This window comes from Sulfurospirillum sp. (assembly GCF_036802865.1).
In the GTDB taxonomy this organism is placed as follows: domain Bacteria; phylum Campylobacterota; class Campylobacteria; order Campylobacterales; family Sulfurospirillaceae; genus Sulfurospirillum.
Map to the genome: position 1 here is coordinate 129,670 of NZ_DAIRVK010000005.1, position 19,552 is coordinate 149,221.

Annotated in this window: 22 protein-coding genes; 12 read left to right on the top strand and 10 right to left on the bottom strand. The window is 40.6% G+C overall.

Going from position 1 to position 19,552, the window contains the following annotated elements:
• Positions 1-14: 14 nt before the first annotated feature.
• The 4 genes from V7Q04_RS11300 to rpoD form a co-directional block, all read right to left on the bottom strand.
• Complete coding sequence (locus V7Q04_RS11300; protein WP_333805216.1) at positions 15-815, bottom strand: metal ABC transporter permease; 801 nt, start codon at positions 813-815, stop codon at positions 15-17.
• An 8-nt stretch (positions 816-823) separates the two neighbouring features.
• A complete protein-coding gene (locus tag V7Q04_RS11305) occupies positions 824-1,573 on the bottom strand; it encodes a metal ABC transporter ATP-binding protein (RefSeq protein WP_333805217.1) in 750 nt (249 codons plus the stop codon).
• 169 nt (positions 1,574-1,742) lie between these two features.
• The gene (locus tag V7Q04_RS11310; protein ID WP_333805218.1) at positions 1,743-2,429 is read right to left on the bottom strand and encodes a hypothetical protein; all 687 of its coding nucleotides are present in this window, start codon (positions 2,427-2,429) and stop codon (positions 1,743-1,745) included.
• 2 nt (positions 2,430-2,431) lie between these two features.
• Positions 2,432-4,288 (bottom strand): RNA polymerase sigma factor RpoD, encoded by a 1,857-nt coding sequence (rpoD, locus tag V7Q04_RS11315; RefSeq protein WP_333805219.1) that lies wholly within the window; start codon positions 4,286-4,288, stop codon positions 2,432-2,434.
• 178 nt (positions 4,289-4,466) lie between these two features.
• Here rpoD and V7Q04_RS11320 point away from each other — a divergent pair, with 178 nt between their 5' ends.
• Genes V7Q04_RS11320 through V7Q04_RS11340 form a run of 5 tightly spaced genes read left to right on the top strand, consistent with a single transcriptional unit; the run spans position 4,467 to position 7,282 of the window.
• Entirely contained in the window at positions 4,467-5,270 is an 804-nt protein-coding gene (locus V7Q04_RS11320) for a flagellar hook-basal body protein (protein WP_333805220.1), read from the top strand.
• Between the two features lie 27 nt (positions 5,271-5,297).
• Entirely contained in the window at positions 5,298-6,086 is a 789-nt protein-coding gene (gene flgG / locus V7Q04_RS11325; RefSeq protein ID WP_333805221.1) for a flagellar basal-body rod protein FlgG, read from the top strand.
• Positions 6,087-6,102: 16 nt separating this feature from the next.
• Positions 6,103-6,273, top strand: coding sequence for a hypothetical protein (locus V7Q04_RS11330; RefSeq protein ID WP_333805222.1), 171 nt, complete (start codon positions 6,103-6,105; stop codon positions 6,271-6,273).
• Between the two features lie 21 nt (positions 6,274-6,294).
• A complete protein-coding gene (locus V7Q04_RS11335) occupies positions 6,295-6,969 on the top strand; it encodes an AzlC family ABC transporter permease (protein WP_333805223.1) in 675 nt (224 codons plus the stop codon).
• A complete protein-coding gene (locus tag V7Q04_RS11340; RefSeq protein WP_333805225.1) occupies positions 6,959-7,282 on the top strand; it encodes a branched-chain amino acid transporter permease in 324 nt (107 codons plus the stop codon). Before V7Q04_RS11335 ends, V7Q04_RS11340 begins: the two co-directional genes overlap by 11 nt.
• Here V7Q04_RS11340 and V7Q04_RS11345 read toward each other — a convergent pair.
• The 6 genes from V7Q04_RS11345 to V7Q04_RS11370 form a co-directional block, all read right to left on the bottom strand.
• Positions 7,279-7,617: a zinc ribbon domain-containing protein YjdM gene (locus V7Q04_RS11345; protein WP_333805227.1), complete on the bottom strand. Its 339-nt coding sequence runs from the start codon at positions 7,615-7,617 to the stop codon at positions 7,279-7,281. The genes V7Q04_RS11340 and V7Q04_RS11345 overlap by 4 nt on opposite strands.
• 175 nt (positions 7,618-7,792) lie before the next feature.
• The gene (locus tag V7Q04_RS11350; RefSeq protein ID WP_333805228.1) at positions 7,793-8,275 is read right to left on the bottom strand and encodes a hypothetical protein; all 483 of its coding nucleotides are present in this window, start codon (positions 8,273-8,275) and stop codon (positions 7,793-7,795) included.
• A gap of 102 nt (positions 8,276-8,377) precedes the next feature.
• Positions 8,378-9,832 carry a 2-methylcitrate dehydratase gene (gene prpD / locus V7Q04_RS11355; RefSeq protein WP_333805229.1) on the bottom strand — a complete coding sequence of 485 codons (1,455 nt, stop codon included), beginning with the start codon at positions 9,830-9,832 and terminating at the stop codon, positions 8,378-8,380.
• Between the two features lie 13 nt (positions 9,833-9,845).
• A complete protein-coding gene (gene prpC, locus V7Q04_RS11360) occupies positions 9,846-10,973 on the bottom strand; it encodes a bifunctional 2-methylcitrate synthase/citrate synthase (protein WP_333805230.1) in 1,128 nt (375 codons plus the stop codon).
• 123 nt (positions 10,974-11,096) lie between these two features.
• The gene (prpB, locus tag V7Q04_RS11365; RefSeq protein WP_333805369.1) at positions 11,097-11,975 is read right to left on the bottom strand and encodes a methylisocitrate lyase; all 879 of its coding nucleotides are present in this window, start codon (positions 11,973-11,975) and stop codon (positions 11,097-11,099) included.
• 5 nt (positions 11,976-11,980) lie between these two features.
• The gene (locus V7Q04_RS11370; protein WP_333805232.1) at positions 11,981-13,891 is read right to left on the bottom strand and encodes a propionyl-CoA synthetase; all 1,911 of its coding nucleotides are present in this window, start codon (positions 13,889-13,891) and stop codon (positions 11,981-11,983) included.
• 158 nt (positions 13,892-14,049) lie between these two features.
• On the opposite strand from V7Q04_RS11370, the gene V7Q04_RS11375 reads away from it, so the two are divergent.
• The 7 genes from V7Q04_RS11375 (at position 14,050) to V7Q04_RS11405 (ending at position 19,437) form a co-directional block, all read left to right on the top strand.
• Positions 14,050-15,000, top strand: coding sequence for a hypothetical protein (locus V7Q04_RS11375; protein WP_333805234.1), 951 nt, complete (start codon positions 14,050-14,052; stop codon positions 14,998-15,000).
• Positions 15,001-15,090: 90 nt separating this feature from the next.
• On the top strand, positions 15,091-15,507 hold the full coding sequence (locus V7Q04_RS11380) for a DUF1924 domain-containing protein (protein WP_333805236.1): 417 nt from the start codon (positions 15,091-15,093) through the stop codon (positions 15,505-15,507).
• A gap of 112 nt (positions 15,508-15,619) precedes the next feature.
• Positions 15,620-16,075, top strand: coding sequence for a diheme cytochrome c (locus tag V7Q04_RS11385; protein WP_333805237.1), 456 nt, complete (start codon positions 15,620-15,622; stop codon positions 16,073-16,075).
• Positions 16,072-17,175 (top strand): cytochrome b/b6 domain-containing protein, encoded by a 1,104-nt coding sequence (locus V7Q04_RS11390; protein ID WP_333805238.1) that lies wholly within the window; start codon positions 16,072-16,074, stop codon positions 17,173-17,175. Before V7Q04_RS11385 ends, V7Q04_RS11390 begins: the two co-directional genes overlap by 4 nt.
• On the top strand, positions 17,176-17,550 hold the full coding sequence (locus tag V7Q04_RS11395) for a Spy/CpxP family protein refolding chaperone (protein WP_333805239.1): 375 nt from the start codon (positions 17,176-17,178) through the stop codon (positions 17,548-17,550). It abuts the gene before it with no gap.
• Positions 17,547-18,218, top strand: coding sequence for a response regulator transcription factor (locus V7Q04_RS11400; protein WP_333805240.1), 672 nt, complete (start codon positions 17,547-17,549; stop codon positions 18,216-18,218). The genes V7Q04_RS11395 and V7Q04_RS11400 overlap by 4 nt, the downstream gene beginning before the upstream one ends.
• Position 18,219: 1 nt before the next feature.
• The gene (locus tag V7Q04_RS11405; RefSeq protein ID WP_333805243.1) at positions 18,220-19,437 is read left to right on the top strand and encodes an ArsS family sensor histidine kinase; all 1,218 of its coding nucleotides are present in this window, start codon (positions 18,220-18,222) and stop codon (positions 19,435-19,437) included.
• Positions 19,438-19,552 lie beyond the last annotated feature (115 nt).

Sequence of the window (19,552 nt, forward strand, 5' to 3'; positions counted from 1 at the left end):
TAAGCAAAAGAGGGCTAGTAAAGTTTTCTTTTACATAAAAGTGAAATGACAAAGAAACAAAGTAGCAAAACAACGATGCTTGCTCCACTGGGCAAAGAGGCATAGTAAGAGATAAAAAGACCTAAAATGACCGATACAATAGCGATCAAAATGGCATAAACAACGGAATTTTTAAAATTTTTGCTAAATTGCATGGCAATAATGGCAGGAATAACCATCATCGCTCCAATCAAAAGAGCTCCAACAATTTTAATAGAAACACTAATAACCACCGAAACAAGCGAGATGAGCATATAGTTCAAAAGTGTGGTATTGATGCCTGAGGCTTTGGCACTTTCTTCATCAAATGCGATGTATAAAAATCGTTGAAAATTGGCATATAACGTCACACTACACGTCAAACCTAACAGCATGATAATAAGAATATCGTCATCATCAATGGCGACGATGGAGCCAAAGAGATAGTCAAATAAAGAGGTATTAAAAGAGGCTGATACCGATACAATGATGATGGCTAAAGCTAAAGAGCCTGATAAAAAGATAGAAAGTATCGAATCAGAATAGAGTTTGTTGTGTTGCCTGAGGTATTCAATGACCCATGATGCGACCAGAGTAAAAACCAGCGAGCTATAGCTGGGAGACAATGCTGTTAAAAAACCAATCGCAACGCCAAGAAGAGAGATATGCGCTAGGGCGTCGGAGAGCATTGAAAAGCGTTTAACGACAACGAACATTCCTAGGGATGAGGCAATAGCGGCGATTAAAGTGCCTGCTAAAAAGGCTTTGAGCATAAATGTGTAGTGAAAAATTTCCATATCAATCCTTAGTGATGGTGACAAACCATGTGTGCGTCGACACCGTAGAGTTGATTTAACTGTTCAGAGTGGTAGAGTTGACGCGGGTCATGGCACGCTAAAAGTGATTGGTTGATGCACAATACTTTGTTAATATCATCAACGATAACACCCAAATCATGCGTGATAAAAAGAATTGTAATGTTCTCTTTTTGATTTAAATCTTTTAAAAGTGCGTAAAAATTAATTTGTGATTGCTTATCAACGCCAGTATTTGGTTCATCGAGGATGAGAATTTGAGGGTTGTTTACAAGCGCTTTAGCGATCATAACTCGTTGTCGTTGTCCGCCTGAGAGTTCACTAATTTTGGCATCTTTGAGTTCAGCAATATTCATTTTTGCAAGAACGAGATCTATGATCGTTTCATCTTTTTTGCTGATTCTTGAAAAAAGTGATTTGTTTGCAATTAATCCTAAAGTGACAACCTCTTTGACACTAATGGGAAAATTTTCATCCAATTTTGAAATACCTTGCGAAACGTAGCCTACTTTTTTCAAAGAGCTTAATGAAGGCGTTTGAGAAAAGAGTTTTACCGTCCCACTGTCGTAGGGAATAAGCCCTAATATGAGTTTAACAAGTGTACTTTTCCCGCCGCCATTAGGACCAATAATGGCAGCATAATCGCCTCTTCTGATTTCAAATGAGACGTCTTGAATAATACTTTTAAAGTTTAAGTTTTTGGTTTCGATGACATTGTCTTTGAAATTTTGTAATAACACCGTATACCTTTTTTGAGTCAAAATTATCTGTCTGTTTTCTCTCAATGGAAAACGGTGTGTAGTGTATCATGATGCAACTAAGTCGTAAGTAAATTTTTTGAATTTGTTTGTTTTTTTTGAGCAGATGAAGTTTACATGCAAAGCCAAATGACTTTACATGTAAACATCTTTATGAAACCATTGCTGCGTGGATTAGTGTTTCGTCATTTTCAAAGTGAATGGTGCAGTTACTTTTCACACCAATTTCTTCAATACTTTTTTCATAATTTCTATCTCGGCTATCACCTTTGACTGAGATGGCAAAAATGGGGTATTTTTTATTGTTAAAGCGGATGTACTCACCGGTAATGAGCGCTAGGCGTGTTGTAATGACGGTAGAGTTTATATGTGACTGATAGACTTTTGTGAGGAGTTTCATAAAGTCTTCGACTTTCAGACGTACATCGGGGAATGTTGGGTCAAACTCTTTCTTAAATTTGATATTAGCATTGGTAGAAGAGGCACTGATGCACAGATCAAGGAGTGCATAGATATTAACACTCTCACCATACTCTTCAACGTTGGCAAACTTCTTCGTTGCACTTTTATAGAGTTTAATACCTATGGAAGTTTCATCATCGTACCCAACGGTAATGGCGTAGAATTTATACGAACTAAATGAAATGTCAATGATGGTTGTTTTGAAACCATATGTCATGCTAGCATAGGTTTGGGCAATGTCGAAGATTTTTTTGTGATTCACCTCACCAAGAAGGTATTGCGCTTCTTGGTTGAGGGAAATAATTTTACCTGTATTATCAAAAACAATAAAAGGATTGTAGTCGTGCTCAATCCATGCTTCTGCGAAACTACTCATGGTTAACTTTCGATGTAGTTTTTAAGTTTACGTCCAACTTTTGGATGTTTGAGTTTTTTAATTGCTGAGCTTTCGATCTGACGAACGCGTTCACGGGTAACATTGAGTTCTTTACCAATCTCTTCAAGCGTTCGATCGCTCTCATCGTGCATCAAACCAAAACGCATACGAATAACCGCTTTTTCTCTGTCATTGAGTTGATCGAGAACTTCATCAATCTGATCTTTAAGATCGGATTTTAAGATGAAATCAAGCGGTGCAACAGAGGCTTTATCTTCAACGAAATCGCCAAATTTACCATCGTCCTCGTTACCAATAGGTGCTTCTAATGAAATAGGCTCTTTTGTGATTTTGATGACGTTTTTAACTTTATCAGCACTTAGCCCCACTTCGAGTGCAATGGTCTCGATATCAGGCTCTTTACCTTCTTCTTGAAGGTGTTTACGAATGATCTTGTTGATACGGTTGATCGTCTCAATCATGTGAATTGGAATACGAATTGTACGTGCTTGATCGGCAATAGCCCTAGAAATGGCTTGCCTAATCCACCATGTCGCGTAGGTTGAGAATTTGTAGCCTTTCTTGTACTCAAATTTATCGACCGCTTTCATCAAACCGATGTTACCTTCTTGAATGAGATCCAAGAATGGTAAGCCTCTGTTTGTGTAACGTTTTGCGATGGAGACAACCAGACGAAGGTTACTTTTTGCCATACGGGTTTTAGACTCATCGGCAATTTTTTTACCCCGTTTGATCTGTTCAAGAACTTCTTTGAGTTTTTCAGGGTCAAGATCAAACCCTTGTTTACTTGCTTCCTTAGTTTGGAAAAGCTTTTTAATTTCCATGTATGTAGAAACCATCGTAGCTTCTGGAACCATGGTTGTGATGTCTTCTTTGTTTAAGTCAACAATGCTTTCAAGCAGTTTAGTGTGATTTTCTCTAAGCGTGTCGTTAAAAAGTGGTAAACGGTACTCTAAACGTTTAAGCTCTTTATCAAACTCAAAGTCACTTTTAAGCGCAGTTTCCATAGATTTTACAAGTTCATTAATAAGTTTACTGGTAGGTCCTAGATCCATCAGTGCGTCTTTAAGAAGTTTCTTTTTATACGCAAGTCCTAGGTCATAGTTCATCATTTCTTCAGCATCGTCAAGATTTTCTTCAGGTGGTCTTGTAAGACTTTTTAGCCAATCTTTTTTTGCTTTTTCGAGTGATTTAAAGCTTTCGATAACTTTTTCAGTACGGGTATTGTCTTTTTTAGAGAAAGTTTTTTTCTCTTCGCCTTCCTCTCCCTCTTCATCATCAAATTCTTCATCATCATCACCATCATCGGTGTCATCTTCAAAGGTTTTAAAAAGCTCTTTAACACGACGTTCACGGTTAATAAGTGCTTCTTTATAATCCAAAATAAAATCGATCAAATAAGGAACAGAACAGAACGCATCAATGATAATGTCTTCACCAAATTCAATTTTCTTACTGATGTCGATCTCTTCATCTTTGGTTAAAAGAGAAATTTGTCCCATTTCGCGAAGATACATACGAACAGGGCTGTCACTACGTGACCACTCTAGAAGCTCTTTTTCGCTGGCAAGATCAAACTCTTCTTCGAGGGCATCGTCTTTAATTTTTTGGCGTTCTTCTTCTCTTTTTCGTGCTTCTTCTTTGTTGCGCATTTTCGCAATTTCAGCAGAAGAAATTAACGTGACTTTGTATTTTTCTAAAAGGCTCATCAATTTTTTGACGTTTGCAGGAGTAGGAGGTTTTACAAAAAGATCCATAACGTTTTCATAGGTAACGTATGCTTTTTCATTTTCCGCAAAAAGTTCTTCTAGTAATGTATAGAGTTCTTTTGAAGCCATAAGTGTAACTCTCCTTGAGTAGGTGTGTTTGGAGATTAGATTTTTTTAATTAAATTCTAATAAAAAGATGTGGATTATACCGAGTTTTTTTTAAAATGTCCTTGAAGATACTATTTTTACAATGTGGAACAAGAGTTGCTTTAACTAGGGAAAGATTCTAAAAATAGTGGGATAAACAATGCAAAGCAGCTATTATAGCGTTACGGGAGCGATGGTCACACAGTTTAATAAACTTGATGTCATCTCTAATAACCTTGCCAATTTAAATACCACAGCGTTCAAAAGAGATGATGTTGTTGTGGGAGATTTTAAACGCATTTTTCAAGAATACAAAGATGAGATGCCGTTGAAGAATAATACAAAAGAGGCAAGTAAGTTTATGAATGCCGTTGGCACGAGAGTACCTCAAATTGTAGAAGAGTACACAAAATATGACCAAGGCACTATTAAGAACACGGGTAATCCTCTTGATTTGGCACTTAAACGTGACGATGCATTTTTTATGGTAGAAACGCCCAATGGTATTCGTTTAACACAAAATGGCTCTTTTTCTTTTAACAGTGCAGGTGTGTTAAGTACGAAAGAAGGCTACCCTGTTTTACCTGCAACCTATTTCCAAAATCATCAGTACATTACGATACCCGAAGACGGTGCGTTAAGAGTCGATCAAAATGGTGGACTTTATAATGGGGAAGATGACTTAGGTCGTTTGTATCTTGTTCAGAGTGATGATGTCAAATCATTACTTAAAGAGGGTGCAAATCTTTATAAATTTAAAAGTACGGATGAATTAACGGAACTTGGTGAAGGAAATTTGGTCATTCAAGGCTTTTTAGAGACAAGTAATGTTAATCCTGTTAATGAAATGGTAGGGCTGATTGAAACCAATAGATTTGTTGAGATGTATCAAAAAGTTATGAAATCGCATATGAATGACATCAATTCAGAAGCTATTTCTAAACTAGCGTCCACTAAGGCATAATATAATTAAAGCAACTAAGGAAGATAAATGATTCGATCACTTTACACAGCTGCAACGGGTATGATCGCACAGCAAACGCAGATTGATACCACGTCAAACAATATTTCGAATGTTAATACGATCGGGTATAAGAAGCAACGTGCTGAGTTTGCGGATTTGATGTACCAAACTATGACATATGCTGGAACATCAACCAGTGGTACTACAGTTTCGCCTACTGGAATAGAAGTGGGGCTTGGTGTTCGTCCAACAGCGATTGCTAAGCTGTTTACACAAGGTAACTTCAAAGAGACAGGTAACTCTTTAGATATGGCGATTACAGGAAATGGTTTTTTCCAAATCCTCCTTCCCGATGGAACAACAGGCTATACGAGAAATGGTTCATTTAAATTGGATGCCGATGGCAATGTAATTAACAGTGATGGGTATCAAATGATCCCACAACTTACAATTCCTGCGGATGCAACACAAATTACCATTGGTGTCGATGGTATGGTTTCTGTTCTTCAAGCTGGCGCTACTCAAACACAACAAATCGGTCAAATTGAACTTGCCAATTTTATCAACCCGGCAGGTCTTCACTCTTTGGGAGATAATAACTTCATCAATACCAATGCATCAGGTGACCCAATAGTAAGTAACCCAGGACTCAATGGACTAGGGCAAACGAGACAACAATTTGTTGAAATGAGTAACGTGCAATTGGTAGAAGAGATGACCGATCTTATTACAGGTCAACGTGCGTATGAAGCAAACTCCAAAGCGATTACAACGAGTGATCAAATGCTGCAAACCGTTAATGCGCTCAAAACATAATAGCTGATTATTTACAATGTTGATTTTAGTACCCATTCTGATCTTGATCGCGATTATTGTCGCGATCGATCAGCTCTATTTTAATGACACAACTCCAAAAGATACAAGCTCTCAAAAAGAGATACATCAAAAGCAAAATGATACGAATGCCACGCAAAAGTATTTGGATCGTTACATTAAAAAATAATTAACCTATAAAAGATACGGTATGAACTTTTTAGCTATTTTTAAACTTACAATTCCCGTTATGATGGGCTATATTCCTCTTGGTATGGCGTTTGGTTTACTACTTTCTAAGCTTTTGATTCCATGGTATTACGCTTTTTTTATGAGTGCTTTTATTTATGCGGGCTCAGGGCAGTTTCTTCTCCTTACGCTTTTTGCATCGCAAGCAACCATCCTTGAAATTGGTATTGCAACCTTTTTGCTCAACCTGCGCCATACGTTTTATGGACTTTCGATGGTTTCTTCTTTTAAAGATTTTTCATGGAAAAAGCATTATCTCATTTTCGGGTTAACCGATGAGACATTTGCACTTTTAAAAACCAGTGATGTTCCTGAGCGTAACCGTGAAAAAGCATACCTTTTAATCAGTCTTTTAAATCAATGTTATTGGATCATAGGAAGTGTTGTGGGCGCATTGTTAGGCAATGTTTTGCCATTTAACTATGAAGGCATAGAGTTTTCTCTTACAGCACTTTTTGTAGTGTTATCTATTGAATTGTATAAGAAAAATAGACTGCATAAGCCGTTTTTTGTGGCGCTTATTATTGGTTTGTTTGGCATGATTGTATTTCCACCACAAAAGATGCTCATTTTATCGCTTTGTGCTGCGGCATTTGTGTTGATTGTCTTTAAAAGGAGTATGGAAAATGGAAAGTAGTTACATTATAGGAAGTATCATTGTCGCGACATTGGCAACGTATGCGACACGTATTATTCCATTTTTGCTCTTTCGTACCCGTGAGCCTTCACCACTCATAAAATATATTGAGCTCAATATGCCTTTGATGATTATGGTCATTTTAGTGTTTTATGCACTTAAAGATGTGAAGTGGGAAATGTATCCGTATGGTCTTGCTGAGATTATCGGGGTATGTGTTGCGATCCTTTTACATGTAAAGTTTAAAAACGCACTGTTAAGCATTTTTATCGCAACACTGACCTATATGGTCTTAATTCAAAATGTCTTTTAAGCTTTTTTTACAAATTCAGATTTAAGTCCCATTGCCCCAATACCCTCGACTTTACAGTCAAGATTGTGGTCACTCTCATAGTTTAGGCGGATGTTTTTTACTTTTGTTCCACCTTTGATGACAGCAGATGAGCCTTTGAGTTTTAAATCTTTTATAACAACAACGGTGTCACCATCACTCAGCACGGTACCATGTGCATCTTTGATAATCGTAGCGGATTCTGCACTTGAAGTGCCATTTTTTGCCCATTCATGAGCGCATTCAGGACAGATGATCATTTCACCATCTTCGTAGGTATATTCACAATTACATTTTGGACAAGCAGGTAGTTGCATCGTATTCTCGCTTCATTATTAGAATTTTTCTGCCTCGAAAGAGGCTAGCTTTAGCGCCACAGCGGCTTAGCGTAGGCTTTTAGGCTTTGCCTAAAAGACGTGATACAAGAGTTCTTGCAGAGCTTTTGTAAAGATAAGTATGCCTTCTCTTGCCTCAAAAAGAGCTAAACAGCTCTTAGCGTCTTAAAAGATAGGGAAATTCGCGGTCTCTTTGATAGCGTTTGATCTTCTCTTCGTAACGATCAATGGCGGTGACCATATCTCTGGCAAATTCGTAGTTGATGATGTAATCTCTTTGATTGACATGAAGCGTTTGCATTCCTTGCAATCCTGCATCATACATGAGTGCGTCTTTGATGGTTTCAGCATTTCCATTGGTGAGACGGCGAAGATCGTGTCCTAGTCCTGTCACCCACAAATCCATAAATTCGACTCGAAATGGCAGTACTTTTCCCCAAGTCTGTTCAACTAAAATGGCGTTTTTGAGTGAAAATTCATGAAACATGATGGTGTCTTGGTCTGGATTATAGACGGCAATAATTTGATTTGGCATCGGTTTAAAGACAGGATTGATGGTTGCTAAATTAACCTCTTTAGGAGCACAACCGTTCAGTATAAGGGCTAAAAAAAGTAGAAGCGTAGTAAAAAGAGTGCGCATGACAAGTCCTTACGTATAAAAACAAGATGCACTATTGTACATTAGAAATGTTAACGAGAAAAAGAAGAGAAGAAGCCCCCCATTAAAAGGGCTTCTTAAATGTTAAAGAGCAAATAGGTCGCTAAATTCGTTGAAATTCATACTCTCTAAACTGACTTGAGTGTCACAAATATGCTCTATCGTTGCGCATTGTTTTGGGCTAAGTCGTCCTGCTAGATTGTGTTTGAATTTTGAGATCAAAAGAGGAATACCATCTTTTCGTCTGCGTTTATGTCCTATTGGGTACTCGACTTCGACTTTTTCGCTTTTTGTGCCATCTTTGTAGAAGATTTGCACGGCATTGGCGATGGAGCGTTTATCGGCTTCGAGGTACTCTTTAGTGTAACGCGCATCGACGACAACTTCCATTTTGTCTCTGAGTTTATCAACACGAGGATCGTTTGCATAGGCATCTTCGTAATGTTCTGCGACTAATGTGCCGTGAATTAATGGAATGGCAACCATGTATTGAATGCAGTGGTCACGGTCGGCTGGATTGGCAAGAGGGCCTACTTTATTGATGATGCGATGACCTGACTCTTGGGTTGTAATAACAATTTTTTCGATCGCATCAAGCTTCTCTTTAACTTCATCATGCAATTTCACAGCACACTCAACGGCTGTTTGGGCATGAAATTCGGCTGGGAAGCTGATCTTGAAAAGGACTTGTTCCATCACGTAACTGCCAAATGGTTGTGGAATGGTGAGTTTCTTACCGCCCATTTTGACATCTTCGTAACCCCAAAATTTTGCACTGAGAGCCGATGGGTAACCCATCTCGCCTGCAAGTGCTTTAAGGGCAAGGTTGACACCACGGCTGCTGGCATCGCCTGCCGCCCATGATTTACGTGAACCTGTATTTGGGGCATGACGGTAACAACGAAGCGCTCCACCATCGACCCATGCGTGTGAGACAGCATTTCTGATCTCTTCAAATGTTCCCCCAAGCATTGCTGCTGCAACCGCTGTAGATGCCACGCGTACTAAAAGCACGTGATCCATTCCCTCTTTGTTAAAGCAGTTTTCAAGCGCTAAAATACCTTGAATTTCATGCGCTTTGATCATCGCGGTTAAAATGTCTTTGACTTTAAGGGGTGCTTTGCCCTCGCTTATATTTCGACGGCTGATGTAATCACCTACCGCCCAAATAGCACCTAGATTATCGCTTGGATGTCCCCATTCAGCAGCCAACCAGGTGTCGTTAAAATCAAGCCATCTTACCATCGCACCCACATTAAATGCGGCACGTTCTGGGTCAAGCTGATACGAAGTACCTGGCACTTTTGCCCCTAAATAGGGCATAGAAGCTCCTGGAACCACAGGTCCTAAAAGTTTGGTGCATTGTGGAAATTTAAGTGCTAAAAGACCACATCCTAGGGTATCCATTAAACAGTAACGTGCTGTCTCATAGGCATCGTCACTTTTAATGCTAAATTCAGAAGCATAGCGTGCGATGTCCGTTAAAAGTGGGTCAAATTCTGGTCGTTTGGTATCTAAAATACCCATATCTGTACTCATGGTGTTCCTTTAATTATCTATTTTTGATGTCAACATAGGCTCGATTCTCTGGTCCTATGTACTCTGAACTTGGGCGAATCAGTTTATTGTCTCCTCGTTGTTCTACTACGTGTGCCGCCCAACCTGCTGTTCGGCTCATAACGAAAATTGGGGTAAAGTATGCCGTTGGAATGCCCATGAAATGGTACGTTGAAGCACTGTAGAAATCAAGATTTGGAAAGAGTTTTTTCTCATCCCACATTACTTTTTCAATAGCTTCCGAGATAGGGAAGATGGTAGCATTGCCCACATCATCAGCAAGTTTGCGTGACCACTCTTTAATGACAATGTTACGTGGGTCATTGCTCACATACACACGGTGACCAAAGCCCATGATTTTGGCTTTGCTATCCAGTTTTGCATGAATGCCACTGGTCGCTTGAGATGCTGAAGTATACTCAGAGATAAGCTCCATCGCCGCTTCATTTGCCCCACCGTGTAATGGTCCACGAAGCACACCAATTGCAGCGGTGATCGCTGAGTAGATATCTGAAAGTGTGGATGCACCGATGCGTGCCGCAAAGGTCGAAGCATTAAATTCATGTTCAGCATAGAGAATTAACGAGACGTGCATCGCTTTGATCCAAAGCTCGCTAGGTTGTTTGTTGTGTAGTTTTTCTAAAAAATAACCACCGATGGTATCTTGAGAACTGTTAGTATCGATCTCTTTGCCGTTAATGTGGTAGTGATGCCAGTAGAGTAAGATAGAAGGAAAAACACCCATCAAACGGGTAATTTTTGCATCTTGGTCACTAAAATTGTCGGCTTCTGGCTCTAAACAGCCGAGTGCTGAACAGCCCGTACGCATAATGTCCATCGGATGGGCATTCTTAGGTAAAGAGCGTAAAACGACTTTGAGTGCTTCAGGAAGAGCACGTGCTTTAATAAGTTCTCTTTTATAATCTTCAAGTTCGCTTTGTGTTGGTAATACGCCTTTGGTTAAAAGGTACGAGACTTCCTCAAAGGTCGCATTTTTAGCCAAATCGTAAATGTCATAGCCACGATAATTTAAACCATGCCCGGTGCCTACTGTACAAATAGCAGAACGACCTGCCACAATCCCTGCGAGCCCACCCGTTTTTTTTGTCTCTTTTGCTTCCATAGTATTTTCCTTTTTACTTTTTATTCTCATACGGGAAAGAAGCAAAGCTCCTTTCCCTACGTTAGCCACTGAGGCGCTAAAGCTTGCCAACGGTGTTGGCAGAAACGTTTACATGCACAACGATTACTTTTGATCTTTACCTGTAAACAGTGCGTCAATCTTCTCTTCAAAAGCGTGGTAATTCAACATATCGTACAACTCTGCACGTGTTTGCATGAGAGGAATTGAGTTTTTTTGACTGCCATTTTTCAAGATGTCTTTAAAAACGGTTAAGGCTGCTTGATTCATCGCACGGAAACCTGAAAGAGGGTAAAGCACCATGGCGATACCAACAGAGTCTAATTCATTGCATGTAAAGTAGGGTGTTTGCCCAAATTCGGTGATGTTGGCAAGCACGGGTACTTTGATGATTTTAGTGAATTGTTTGTACTCTTCAAGTGTGTGAATGGCTTCAGCAAAGATCATGTCAGCTCCCGCTTCAACATAAGCCTGAGCCCGCTCAAGCGCAGCTGCTTGTCCTTCCATCGCATGAGCGTCGGTGCGTGCCATAACGACAAATTCACTGTCAATTTTGCCATCCATTGCCGCTTTAATGCGATCACACATCTCTTCTTTGCTCACAAGCTCTTTGTTAGGGCGATGACCACAACGTTTTTGTGCGACTTGGTCTTCAAGGTGACATGCCGCAGCTCCTGCACGGGTGAGTTCTTTGATGGTACGAGCGATGTTAAACGCACCTCCCCAACCTGTGTCTGCATCAACCAAAAGAGGTAGTGAACTCGCACTGGTGATACGTCTTACATCAATGCACACATCTTCTAAGTTGGTCATGCCAAGATCTGGAAGTCCGATGCTAGCATTGGCAACACCTGCACCGCTGAGGTAAAGGGCTTTGTGCCCGACACGCTCTGCTTGCATCGCGCTGTAGGCATTGATGACACCGACGATTTGAAGGGGGTGACTCTCTTTAACTGCTTTTCTAAACTGTGCGCCTGCGCTGATCATGCTCATTTTTTTCCTTTTTTAGGGATTGGGTATCCTAGTTTTTCGATTGATTTTTGAATTTCTGGTAGTACGCTTTCATCTTCAATGGTGGAGGGAACAGTCCACTCTTTGCCATCCGCCATAGAGCGCATAGTAGCTCTTAGTATCTTTCCACTGCGTGTTTTTGGGAGTTTCTCAATGACCGTAGCCAGTTTGAGTGCCGCAACCGCACCAATTTCTTCACGTACCAGTTGCACCACGCCATCGGCGATGGAGCGATGATCGCGCTCGATGCCATCTTTGAGCACCACAAACGCCATCGGGACTTCACCTTTAAGTTCATCATCCACACCAATAACAGCGCACTCAGCCACATCAGGATGCTTGGCGATAACCTCTTCCATCTCCCCCGTAGAAAGCCTGTGTCCTGCGACGTTGATGACACCGTCCATCCTTCCCATAACCCACACATAGCCATCTTCATCAATGTATCCGCTGTCTCCTGTAAGGTAGTAGCCTGGATAGAAGCTGAGGTAGGATTTTTTATAGCGTTGATCATCCGACCAAATACTCATCAAGCATGAAGGTGGAAGAGGGAGCTTGAGGACAAGATTTCCCAATTGACTTGGTTTGCATTCATTACCTTGTTCATCCAAAACTTTGAGGTTAAACCCTGGCATCGGTTTGGTTGGCGAACCTGATTTTACAGGCATAGGATCAAGCCCCATCGGATTGGCGGCTATTGCCCAACCTGTCTCTGTTTGCCACCAGTGATCAATGGCTGGTTTACCTGTGATCGTAGTGATCCAATCAAGCGTATCGCTATCACATCGTTCCCCTGCTAGGAAAATGCTTTTAAGTGAACTGAGGTCGTATTTTTTGACCCATTCGCCTTTGCTATCTTCTTTTTTGATGGCACGAAATGCAGTAGGTGCGGCAAAGAGAATATTGACTTTGTACTCATCACAGATTCTCCAAAAAGCCCCAGGATTGGGTGTTCGTACAGGTTTGCCTTCATAAACAACCGTTGTACAGCCATTCATGAGTGGTCCATAAACGATGTAAGAGTGTCCTACGACCCAGCCCACATCGCTTGCCGCCCAAAAGACATCACCTGGTTTGGCGTTGTAGACATTGTCCATCGACCATTTCATCGCAACCGAGTGACCGCCATTGCTTCGTATAACGCCTTTAGGCTTGCCGGTTGTTCCTGATGTGTAGAGAATGTACAGTGGGTCAGTTGCATCCACAGGGACACACTCAACCAAGCCTGCTTTTTCCTCTTCCACTTCCCAGTCCACATCACGCCATGGAAGCATGTTGGCGCGCTCTTGCGGACGTTGCCAGATAAGGCAGGTGGTTGGTTTGTGCGTTGATTGTTTGATGGCTTCATCCAAAAGTGGTTTGTATTTGATGAGCTTACTGATCTCGATACCGCATGAGGCACTGATGATGACACGAGGTTTTGCATCGTCAATGCGTGTGGCAAGTTCGTGTGCCGCAAATCCGCCAAAGACAACCGAGTGAATCGCACCAATGCGCGCACAGGCTAGCATCGCAATGACCGCTTCAGGAATCATCGGCATATAAATGACAACACGATCACCCTTGACAACACCTTTATTGACAAGAATGGAAGCCGTTTTGGAAACTCTTTGGCGCAGTTCTCTATAAGTGTAAGTGCGTTTGGTATCGGTGACAGGAGAGTCGTAAATGATGGCAAGTTGGTCACCTCTGCCATTGTCAATGTGCAAATCCAGCGCATTGTAACAGCTGTTCATGCATCCGCCAACAAACCATCTGTAGTGGTTATCGACTACATCTAAGACTTTGTCCCATTGGTGATACCAATGCACTTTCGTCGCCGCTTGTGCCCAAAATTTCTCTGGGTTCTCAATGGATTCTTTGTAAGTTGACTCATACTTCGATGACACGTGGATCTCCTGTAGTACAAATTTTGAACAATTATATAACTACTTAAGGTTGAATTCAGTGTACTAGTTTTGATTTTTTAAGACAATTTTCAGACATAGATGCTAGACTCGTACAGTTTTCATACAAAATGTATCAAAAAAGTACTAAGGTGAGCTTCATGTACGACAACGCCATCGATAAAATAGTTGCTATTTACAACCGTTCAGGTCTTAGCATCTCCAAGTTTGCTTCCATCATTAACAAAGATCGCAGAACCTTGACTGCTTGGATCGATAGGTTGGTTACCAAAGAGCCTTCTACTGAGGTTAAAGTGGCTATCTCTAAATTCTTTCGCTATCCCTCTTCCATTTGGGAGAAGGAGTGTCATGGAGTTGAGTTTGAAGATATGTTGGAACACGTTCCTAAAGATGAGATACGCATTATCGATCAAGGGTATGAGGGCGGACTTCGCTACATTTTAGACAAAGAGGCGCAAGATCGCTTTGTGATTCATCCCCAATTCCCTGGACCTGCGTATCGGGATAAAGTTGTACCAACTCCCTATAAAAGGGTTATTTCCGCTGAAGCGGTGGAACTTAAAAAATTGCGCTACGAGCAAATATCCAATTATGCATTTGAATCAACCGAGTGGTACTCCATCGAATCACTTCTGCGTTTTGCTTTTTCACGCATAGGCAATTTTTACACAAAAAATGAAAAGATACAGATTTTAGAGCTGATGCACGACACCTTTTACGACAACTACAACAAAAGTCTCTACTTTTTTGACTCGCACTCTACAAAGGTCTATGGGATGGATACCGCGTATATCTCCATCAACGTCAAGCAAAATTTTATGTTTTGGAAAATGCCGATTGATTCGCTCATCGTTGAGATTCAAAACAAAAAGCTCATTTACCGCATGCACCGTTACTTTACTTCTGCTTCTCAAGCACCAAACCACATTCTTCGAACCGATGCCGCTAAGATACTTCGCATCATTAAAGGGGCGATCGTTTCAGATAAAACGCTCATTGAGTGTTACTATGACATTGAAAAGCAGACACCCTATGGACCTCTGTTTCTCAATAATATCTCACCGTTTGAACCGCGAGCTGATCTTCAATAAAACTTTACATGTAAAGAAAGTGTAAAGAAAAAGTCAATCCTAAATTGACACTGTTATCCTAAGATTTCAGTATCAATTTAGGAGTTAACCATGAAAAAAACACTCTGTTTTATACTACTGACACTCACATTACTGAATGCCAAAGAGTTCAATGGCCCCATGAAAACCTATATGGATGGCTTAAGTGCCGAAGCAAAAGCAGCAAATCCAAGTTTCACAGGCTTTGATGCTAAGCGTGGAGAGGCAATTTTTGTCTCCAAACATACGGGCAAAAAAGGAGGCGAGATGAGTTGTACTACGTGTCATTCAACCAATCTCAAAAACGGTGGGCAAAATGTCAATACCAATAAGCCAATTCTTGCCCTTGCTCCTTCGGCAAATCCTACACGACTAACCGATGTTGCTGAGGTCGAAAAGTGGCTCAGACGTAATTTTAACGATGTGTTTGCGCGTGAGGGAAGTGCGCTTGAAAAAGGTGATGTCTTAACCTACATCATTAACCAATAGACTTTTATCAAAGTCTACACACGTCAAAAAAGCAAAGCTCTTTTGACTACGCTAACCGCTAAGGTACTAAAGCTAGCCGATTGCATCGGCAGAACTAAATAAAGGATATATTATGAAAAAGATACTTTTAATCACAGCCATTGGACTAAGTTTTGCCTTTGCAGGCAGTGTCGCACCCGCCGATAATGCACAGTACCAAAAAGAGTGTGCCAGTTGTCATTTTGGTTACCAACCCGCTCTTTTAAACAAAGTTTCGTGGGAAAAGGTGATGGGAAATCTCAGCGATCACTTTGGTACAGATGCCTCTTTGGGCAAGGTTGAAAGTGAACAGATTTTGAGCTATCTCGTAAATAATGCAGGAAGTGGTAAAATAACCGCAAACAACAGCTCAATGCAAATCACGAAGTCGCCTTATTTTATGAAAGAGCATCGCAAAATTTCTGCAAAATTGATTGAGCAAAAAGAGGTTGGTTCACTTTCCAATTGTCTTGTATGTCATACGACAGCAGATAAAGGTAATTACAGTGAACGCGCCATTGTTATACCAAATCACGGGAGATGGGAATGAAAAAAATATTTGTTTGGGGACTTTATACAAGAGTCTCACATGTACTCCTTATGGTGATGATGTTAGCGGTTTTCTTAACCCCTGAAGTTAAACGTCTCCTTACATTACATGTAGCACTTGGATATACCCTTGCACTGCTGTTTCTTTTTAGAATACTTTGGGGCTTTATGGACGTTAAATACTCTAAATTTAAAGATTTTAACTTTAATTTGATGGATCTTAAAGAGTATATGCTTGCTATTTTGGGCAACAAAAAAGAGTACATCGGACACAATCCAGCGTCCAGTTATGCCATCATCGCGATGATTGTTTTGACATTCTTGGCGGTTATCACAGGTGCTTTAACGTACGGCGTGAAAGAGGGCATGGGCGTGTTTGCTTTTATGAATCACACGATGTTTCGCGATATGAAGCTTTTCAAAGAGGTGCATGAGCTTTTCTCCAACGCCCTAATGGCAGTCATCTTTGCGCATATAGCAGGCGTTTTGGTCGATAAAATCTTCCACAAATCCCGTGCATTAGAGTCGATGGTCGATGGCTATAAACTGGGTGAAGAAGAGGGTGTAAAACTCACTTTGGGACAGAAAGTTTTTGGTGGTATTGCTATTGGTGTGTCACTCTTTGCATTTGTCTATATGCTACTCGCTCCCAATAGTCTTTTAATCGCCGATGGTAACCCAAAAATGGACTATACCAAAGAGAACAGCGCGTTTTACAAAGAGTGTATCAGTTGTCATACACTCTATCCGCCTTTTTTACTCCCCTCAAAATCATGGGTAAGCATGATGGATACTCTGCAAAACCATTTTGGCGATGATGCCTCGCTGGACACTGCAACCACAGAGTCTATCAAAGCATATTTAGTGAAAAACAGTGCTGAGACATCGACAAAAGATTCATCTTTGCGCATTTTATCAAGCTTGGACAAAGAGAAAACCTATCTTGCTATTACCGAAACACCTTTTTGGAAAAATCGCCACAAAAAGATCGACAAAGCTGTTTTTGCACAAGCAGACATTGGTAAACCATCCAATTGTAAGGCGTGCCATGATAATTTTGAAAATGGACTACTGAACAATCGAGACATCAAAAGGTTATAAATGAAAATTTTACTCATTGTTTTACTCGCACTTTCATTGTATGCCAGTGACGGTAAAAAAGAGCATCACCTGAGTAAAGATCTCTCTTATTTAGAGTTAACCTCTGAGCAAAAAGAGATTGCTAAGGGTATTCTCAAACAATTTCGCGTGGATATCAAAGCATTTCGTGAGTTCAAAGAGAAGATGGAAGATGAAAAAGAGGCTTTAGTGATGAGCGAAGTTTTAAACGAAGATGATTTGCAAAAAATCAATCAAGCCATCTCGCAAAAAGCTAGTACAATAGAGAGTCGTTTTTTGCTTCAAATGCACAACCTTTTAACCCCAGAGCAACGCAAAAAATTTGCACACAACCTTGAAGAGTGGGAAGTCGAATGAGCGAGAAAATTTTACTCATCGAGGATGACTTGGAGATGCAATCACTCATAAGTGAGTACCTTCAAAATTATGACTTTGAAGTGAAGGCTTACGATAAACCTAAAGACGCACTCACTCATCTAAAAGAGAGTCCCACACAGTATAAAGTAATCGTCCTTGATCTTATGCTACCACAGATGGATGGTTTTGATGTTTGTAAAGAAATCCGATCCATGAGTGATGTGCATATCATTATTTCCTCAGCTCGCAATGAACTCAGTGACAAAATCTTAGGCTATGGCGTGGGTGCAGATGACTACCTCGCTAAGCCTTATGAGCCACGTGAATTAGTCTTAAAAATCAACTCCTTTTTACGAAGAAACACTCAGTCAAAAAGAAGAGTGGGGGATTTTGAAATCGATGAAGCGAAGATGGAAGTTGCTTTGGACGGCTATACGTTAGATCTTACGAAAATCGAGTTTGACATCTTGCTTCTTTTACTCTCCAATCAAGGCAAAGTTTTTTCACGTGAAGTCATTTTCAACGCCATAAACGGCATTGGTTATAACTCCAAAGATCGCACGGTGGATATGCACATTAGCAATCTACGTGCCAAAATAGGCGATGACTCTAAAAATCCCAAATACATTAAGTCGGTTTGGGGCATCGGCTATAAGTTGGTAGGCTAACATGTCTATCTTCACCAAACTTTTCTTACTCTTTATTGTCAGTCTCTCTTTGATGCTCTTTGTCTCGCGCGAAACCAGCCAACTGACCCAAGCTAAAATCGAGATGCTTTTAAAAGAGAAGTACCTTCAAGCCTCAACAGACCTCTTTCGCGACCTTGCCAATAATGACCAAAATGCTCTTTCAAAGAGACTTCAATCTTTAGATTTTGAAGTGATTTCTAGGACGCAAAGTGTATTAGAACTTTCAAAAACAGTGTATGAAAAAAACACTTCTTTTGGGGAGATCAAAATTCTGATTGATCCAAAAGGTAGGTATCTTTTGCTGATGAGTTATTTGGATGAAAGTTTACTGATGCGTGATAGGGCACAAGATGAGAGCATTTTAGGGCAAGGAATGGTGACGTATCTGATCTTTGCCGATATTTTTGTGCTTCTCCTTACCTTTTTGATGATTATGAAGCTTATTTTCCCCCTCAAACAGATCGCTTCAACGCTTCAAACCTTTGGTGAAGGTGCTTTACATGTAAGAATGAAACACTTTGGCTCCAACGAGCTTGGAAAACTCTCAGACACCTTTAATGCCATGGCTTCCAACATCGAAGCGCTCATTCTCTCGCGTCAACGCTTACTGCGTGACATCGGGCATGAGCTAAGAACGCCACTTGCCAAATCCAAGCTCGCCTTAGAGATGCTAGGTGAGGGTAAGTACCAGCAGAGCCTTAAAAAAGCGATTTCACAGATTGATGAACTGACCAAAGAGCTTTTAGATATCGAACGACTCAATGCCAATATGGAGCAGCTAAATCTTACGCGTTTCGATGCCGAAACGCTCATCTCCGAGTCACTTTCACGCGCACTGATTGATGATGAAAGCTTGGTGGATCTTCACATCGATGACTCTTTTGAGATCAAGGGTGATCTGAATTACCTTAGCATCGCGCTTAAAAATTTGATCGATAATGCGCTAAAATACACGACGCAAAAACCCATTCTCATCGAAGTAAAAGAGCGCACCATCAGCGTTAAAAGCAGGGGCGAAGCACTCGAACATGCGTTGGCGTACTACTGCGAACCGTTTGCCCAGGGAGATGATGCTAGAGGTGTAGAGGGCTTTGGTTTAGGGCTGAGTATTGTCAAAAAAATCGTACAAAAACATGGGTTTGGATTTGAGCTTACCTGTAAAGAGGGGTGGAATAGTTTTTCACTGCGTTTTACATGAATTTAATTTTACTTAATTGATGGAGTTGATAAATGAAAGTTAAAAGTTTAGCTCTGACCCTAAGAATCTGGAATTCTCAAGGTTTTAAATAATCTTGTAAGTCATTTATTAAGAT

Excerpts from the sequence above, each read along its gene's own strand:
- V7Q04_RS11300 (WP_333805216.1), bottom strand. The coding sequence starts at position 815 with ATGGAAATTTTTCACTACACATTTATGCTCAAAGCCTTTTTAGCAGGC.
- V7Q04_RS11310 (WP_333805218.1), bottom strand. The coding sequence starts at position 2,429 with ATGAGTAGTTTCGCAGAAGCATGGATTGAGCACGACTACAATCCTTTT.
- rpoD (WP_333805219.1), bottom strand. The coding sequence starts at position 4,288 with ATGGCTTCAAAAGAACTCTATACATTACTAGAAGAACTTTTTGCGGAA.
- V7Q04_RS11320 (WP_333805220.1), top strand. The coding sequence starts at position 4,467 with ATGCAAAGCAGCTATTATAGCGTTACGGGAGCGATGGTCACACAGTTT.
- flgG (WP_333805221.1), top strand. The coding sequence starts at position 5,298 with ATGATTCGATCACTTTACACAGCTGCAACGGGTATGATCGCACAGCAA.
- V7Q04_RS11330 (WP_333805222.1), top strand. The coding sequence starts at position 6,103 with ATGTTGATTTTAGTACCCATTCTGATCTTGATCGCGATTATTGTCGCG.
- V7Q04_RS11335 (WP_333805223.1), top strand. The coding sequence starts at position 6,295 with ATGAACTTTTTAGCTATTTTTAAACTTACAATTCCCGTTATGATGGGC.
- V7Q04_RS11340 (WP_333805225.1), top strand. The coding sequence starts at position 6,959 with ATGGAAAGTAGTTACATTATAGGAAGTATCATTGTCGCGACATTGGCA.
- V7Q04_RS11345 (WP_333805227.1), bottom strand. The coding sequence starts at position 7,617 with ATGCAACTACCTGCTTGTCCAAAATGTAATTGTGAATATACCTACGAA.
- V7Q04_RS11350 (WP_333805228.1), bottom strand. The coding sequence starts at position 8,275 with ATGCGCACTCTTTTTACTACGCTTCTACTTTTTTTAGCCCTTATACTG.
- prpD (WP_333805229.1), bottom strand. The coding sequence starts at position 9,832 with ATGAGTACAGATATGGGTATTTTAGATACCAAACGACCAGAATTTGAC.
- prpC (WP_333805230.1), bottom strand. The coding sequence starts at position 10,973 with ATGGAAGCAAAAGAGACAAAAAAAACGGGTGGGCTCGCAGGGATTGTG.
- V7Q04_RS11375 (WP_333805234.1), top strand. The coding sequence starts at position 14,050 with ATGTACGACAACGCCATCGATAAAATAGTTGCTATTTACAACCGTTCA.
- V7Q04_RS11380 (WP_333805236.1), top strand. The coding sequence starts at position 15,091 with ATGAAAAAAACACTCTGTTTTATACTACTGACACTCACATTACTGAAT.
- V7Q04_RS11385 (WP_333805237.1), top strand. The coding sequence starts at position 15,620 with ATGAAAAAGATACTTTTAATCACAGCCATTGGACTAAGTTTTGCCTTT.
- V7Q04_RS11390 (WP_333805238.1), top strand. The coding sequence starts at position 16,072 with ATGAAAAAAATATTTGTTTGGGGACTTTATACAAGAGTCTCACATGTA.
- V7Q04_RS11395 (WP_333805239.1), top strand. The coding sequence starts at position 17,176 with ATGAAAATTTTACTCATTGTTTTACTCGCACTTTCATTGTATGCCAGT.
- V7Q04_RS11400 (WP_333805240.1), top strand. The coding sequence starts at position 17,547 with ATGAGCGAGAAAATTTTACTCATCGAGGATGACTTGGAGATGCAATCA.
- V7Q04_RS11405 (WP_333805243.1), top strand. The coding sequence starts at position 18,220 with ATGTCTATCTTCACCAAACTTTTCTTACTCTTTATTGTCAGTCTCTCT.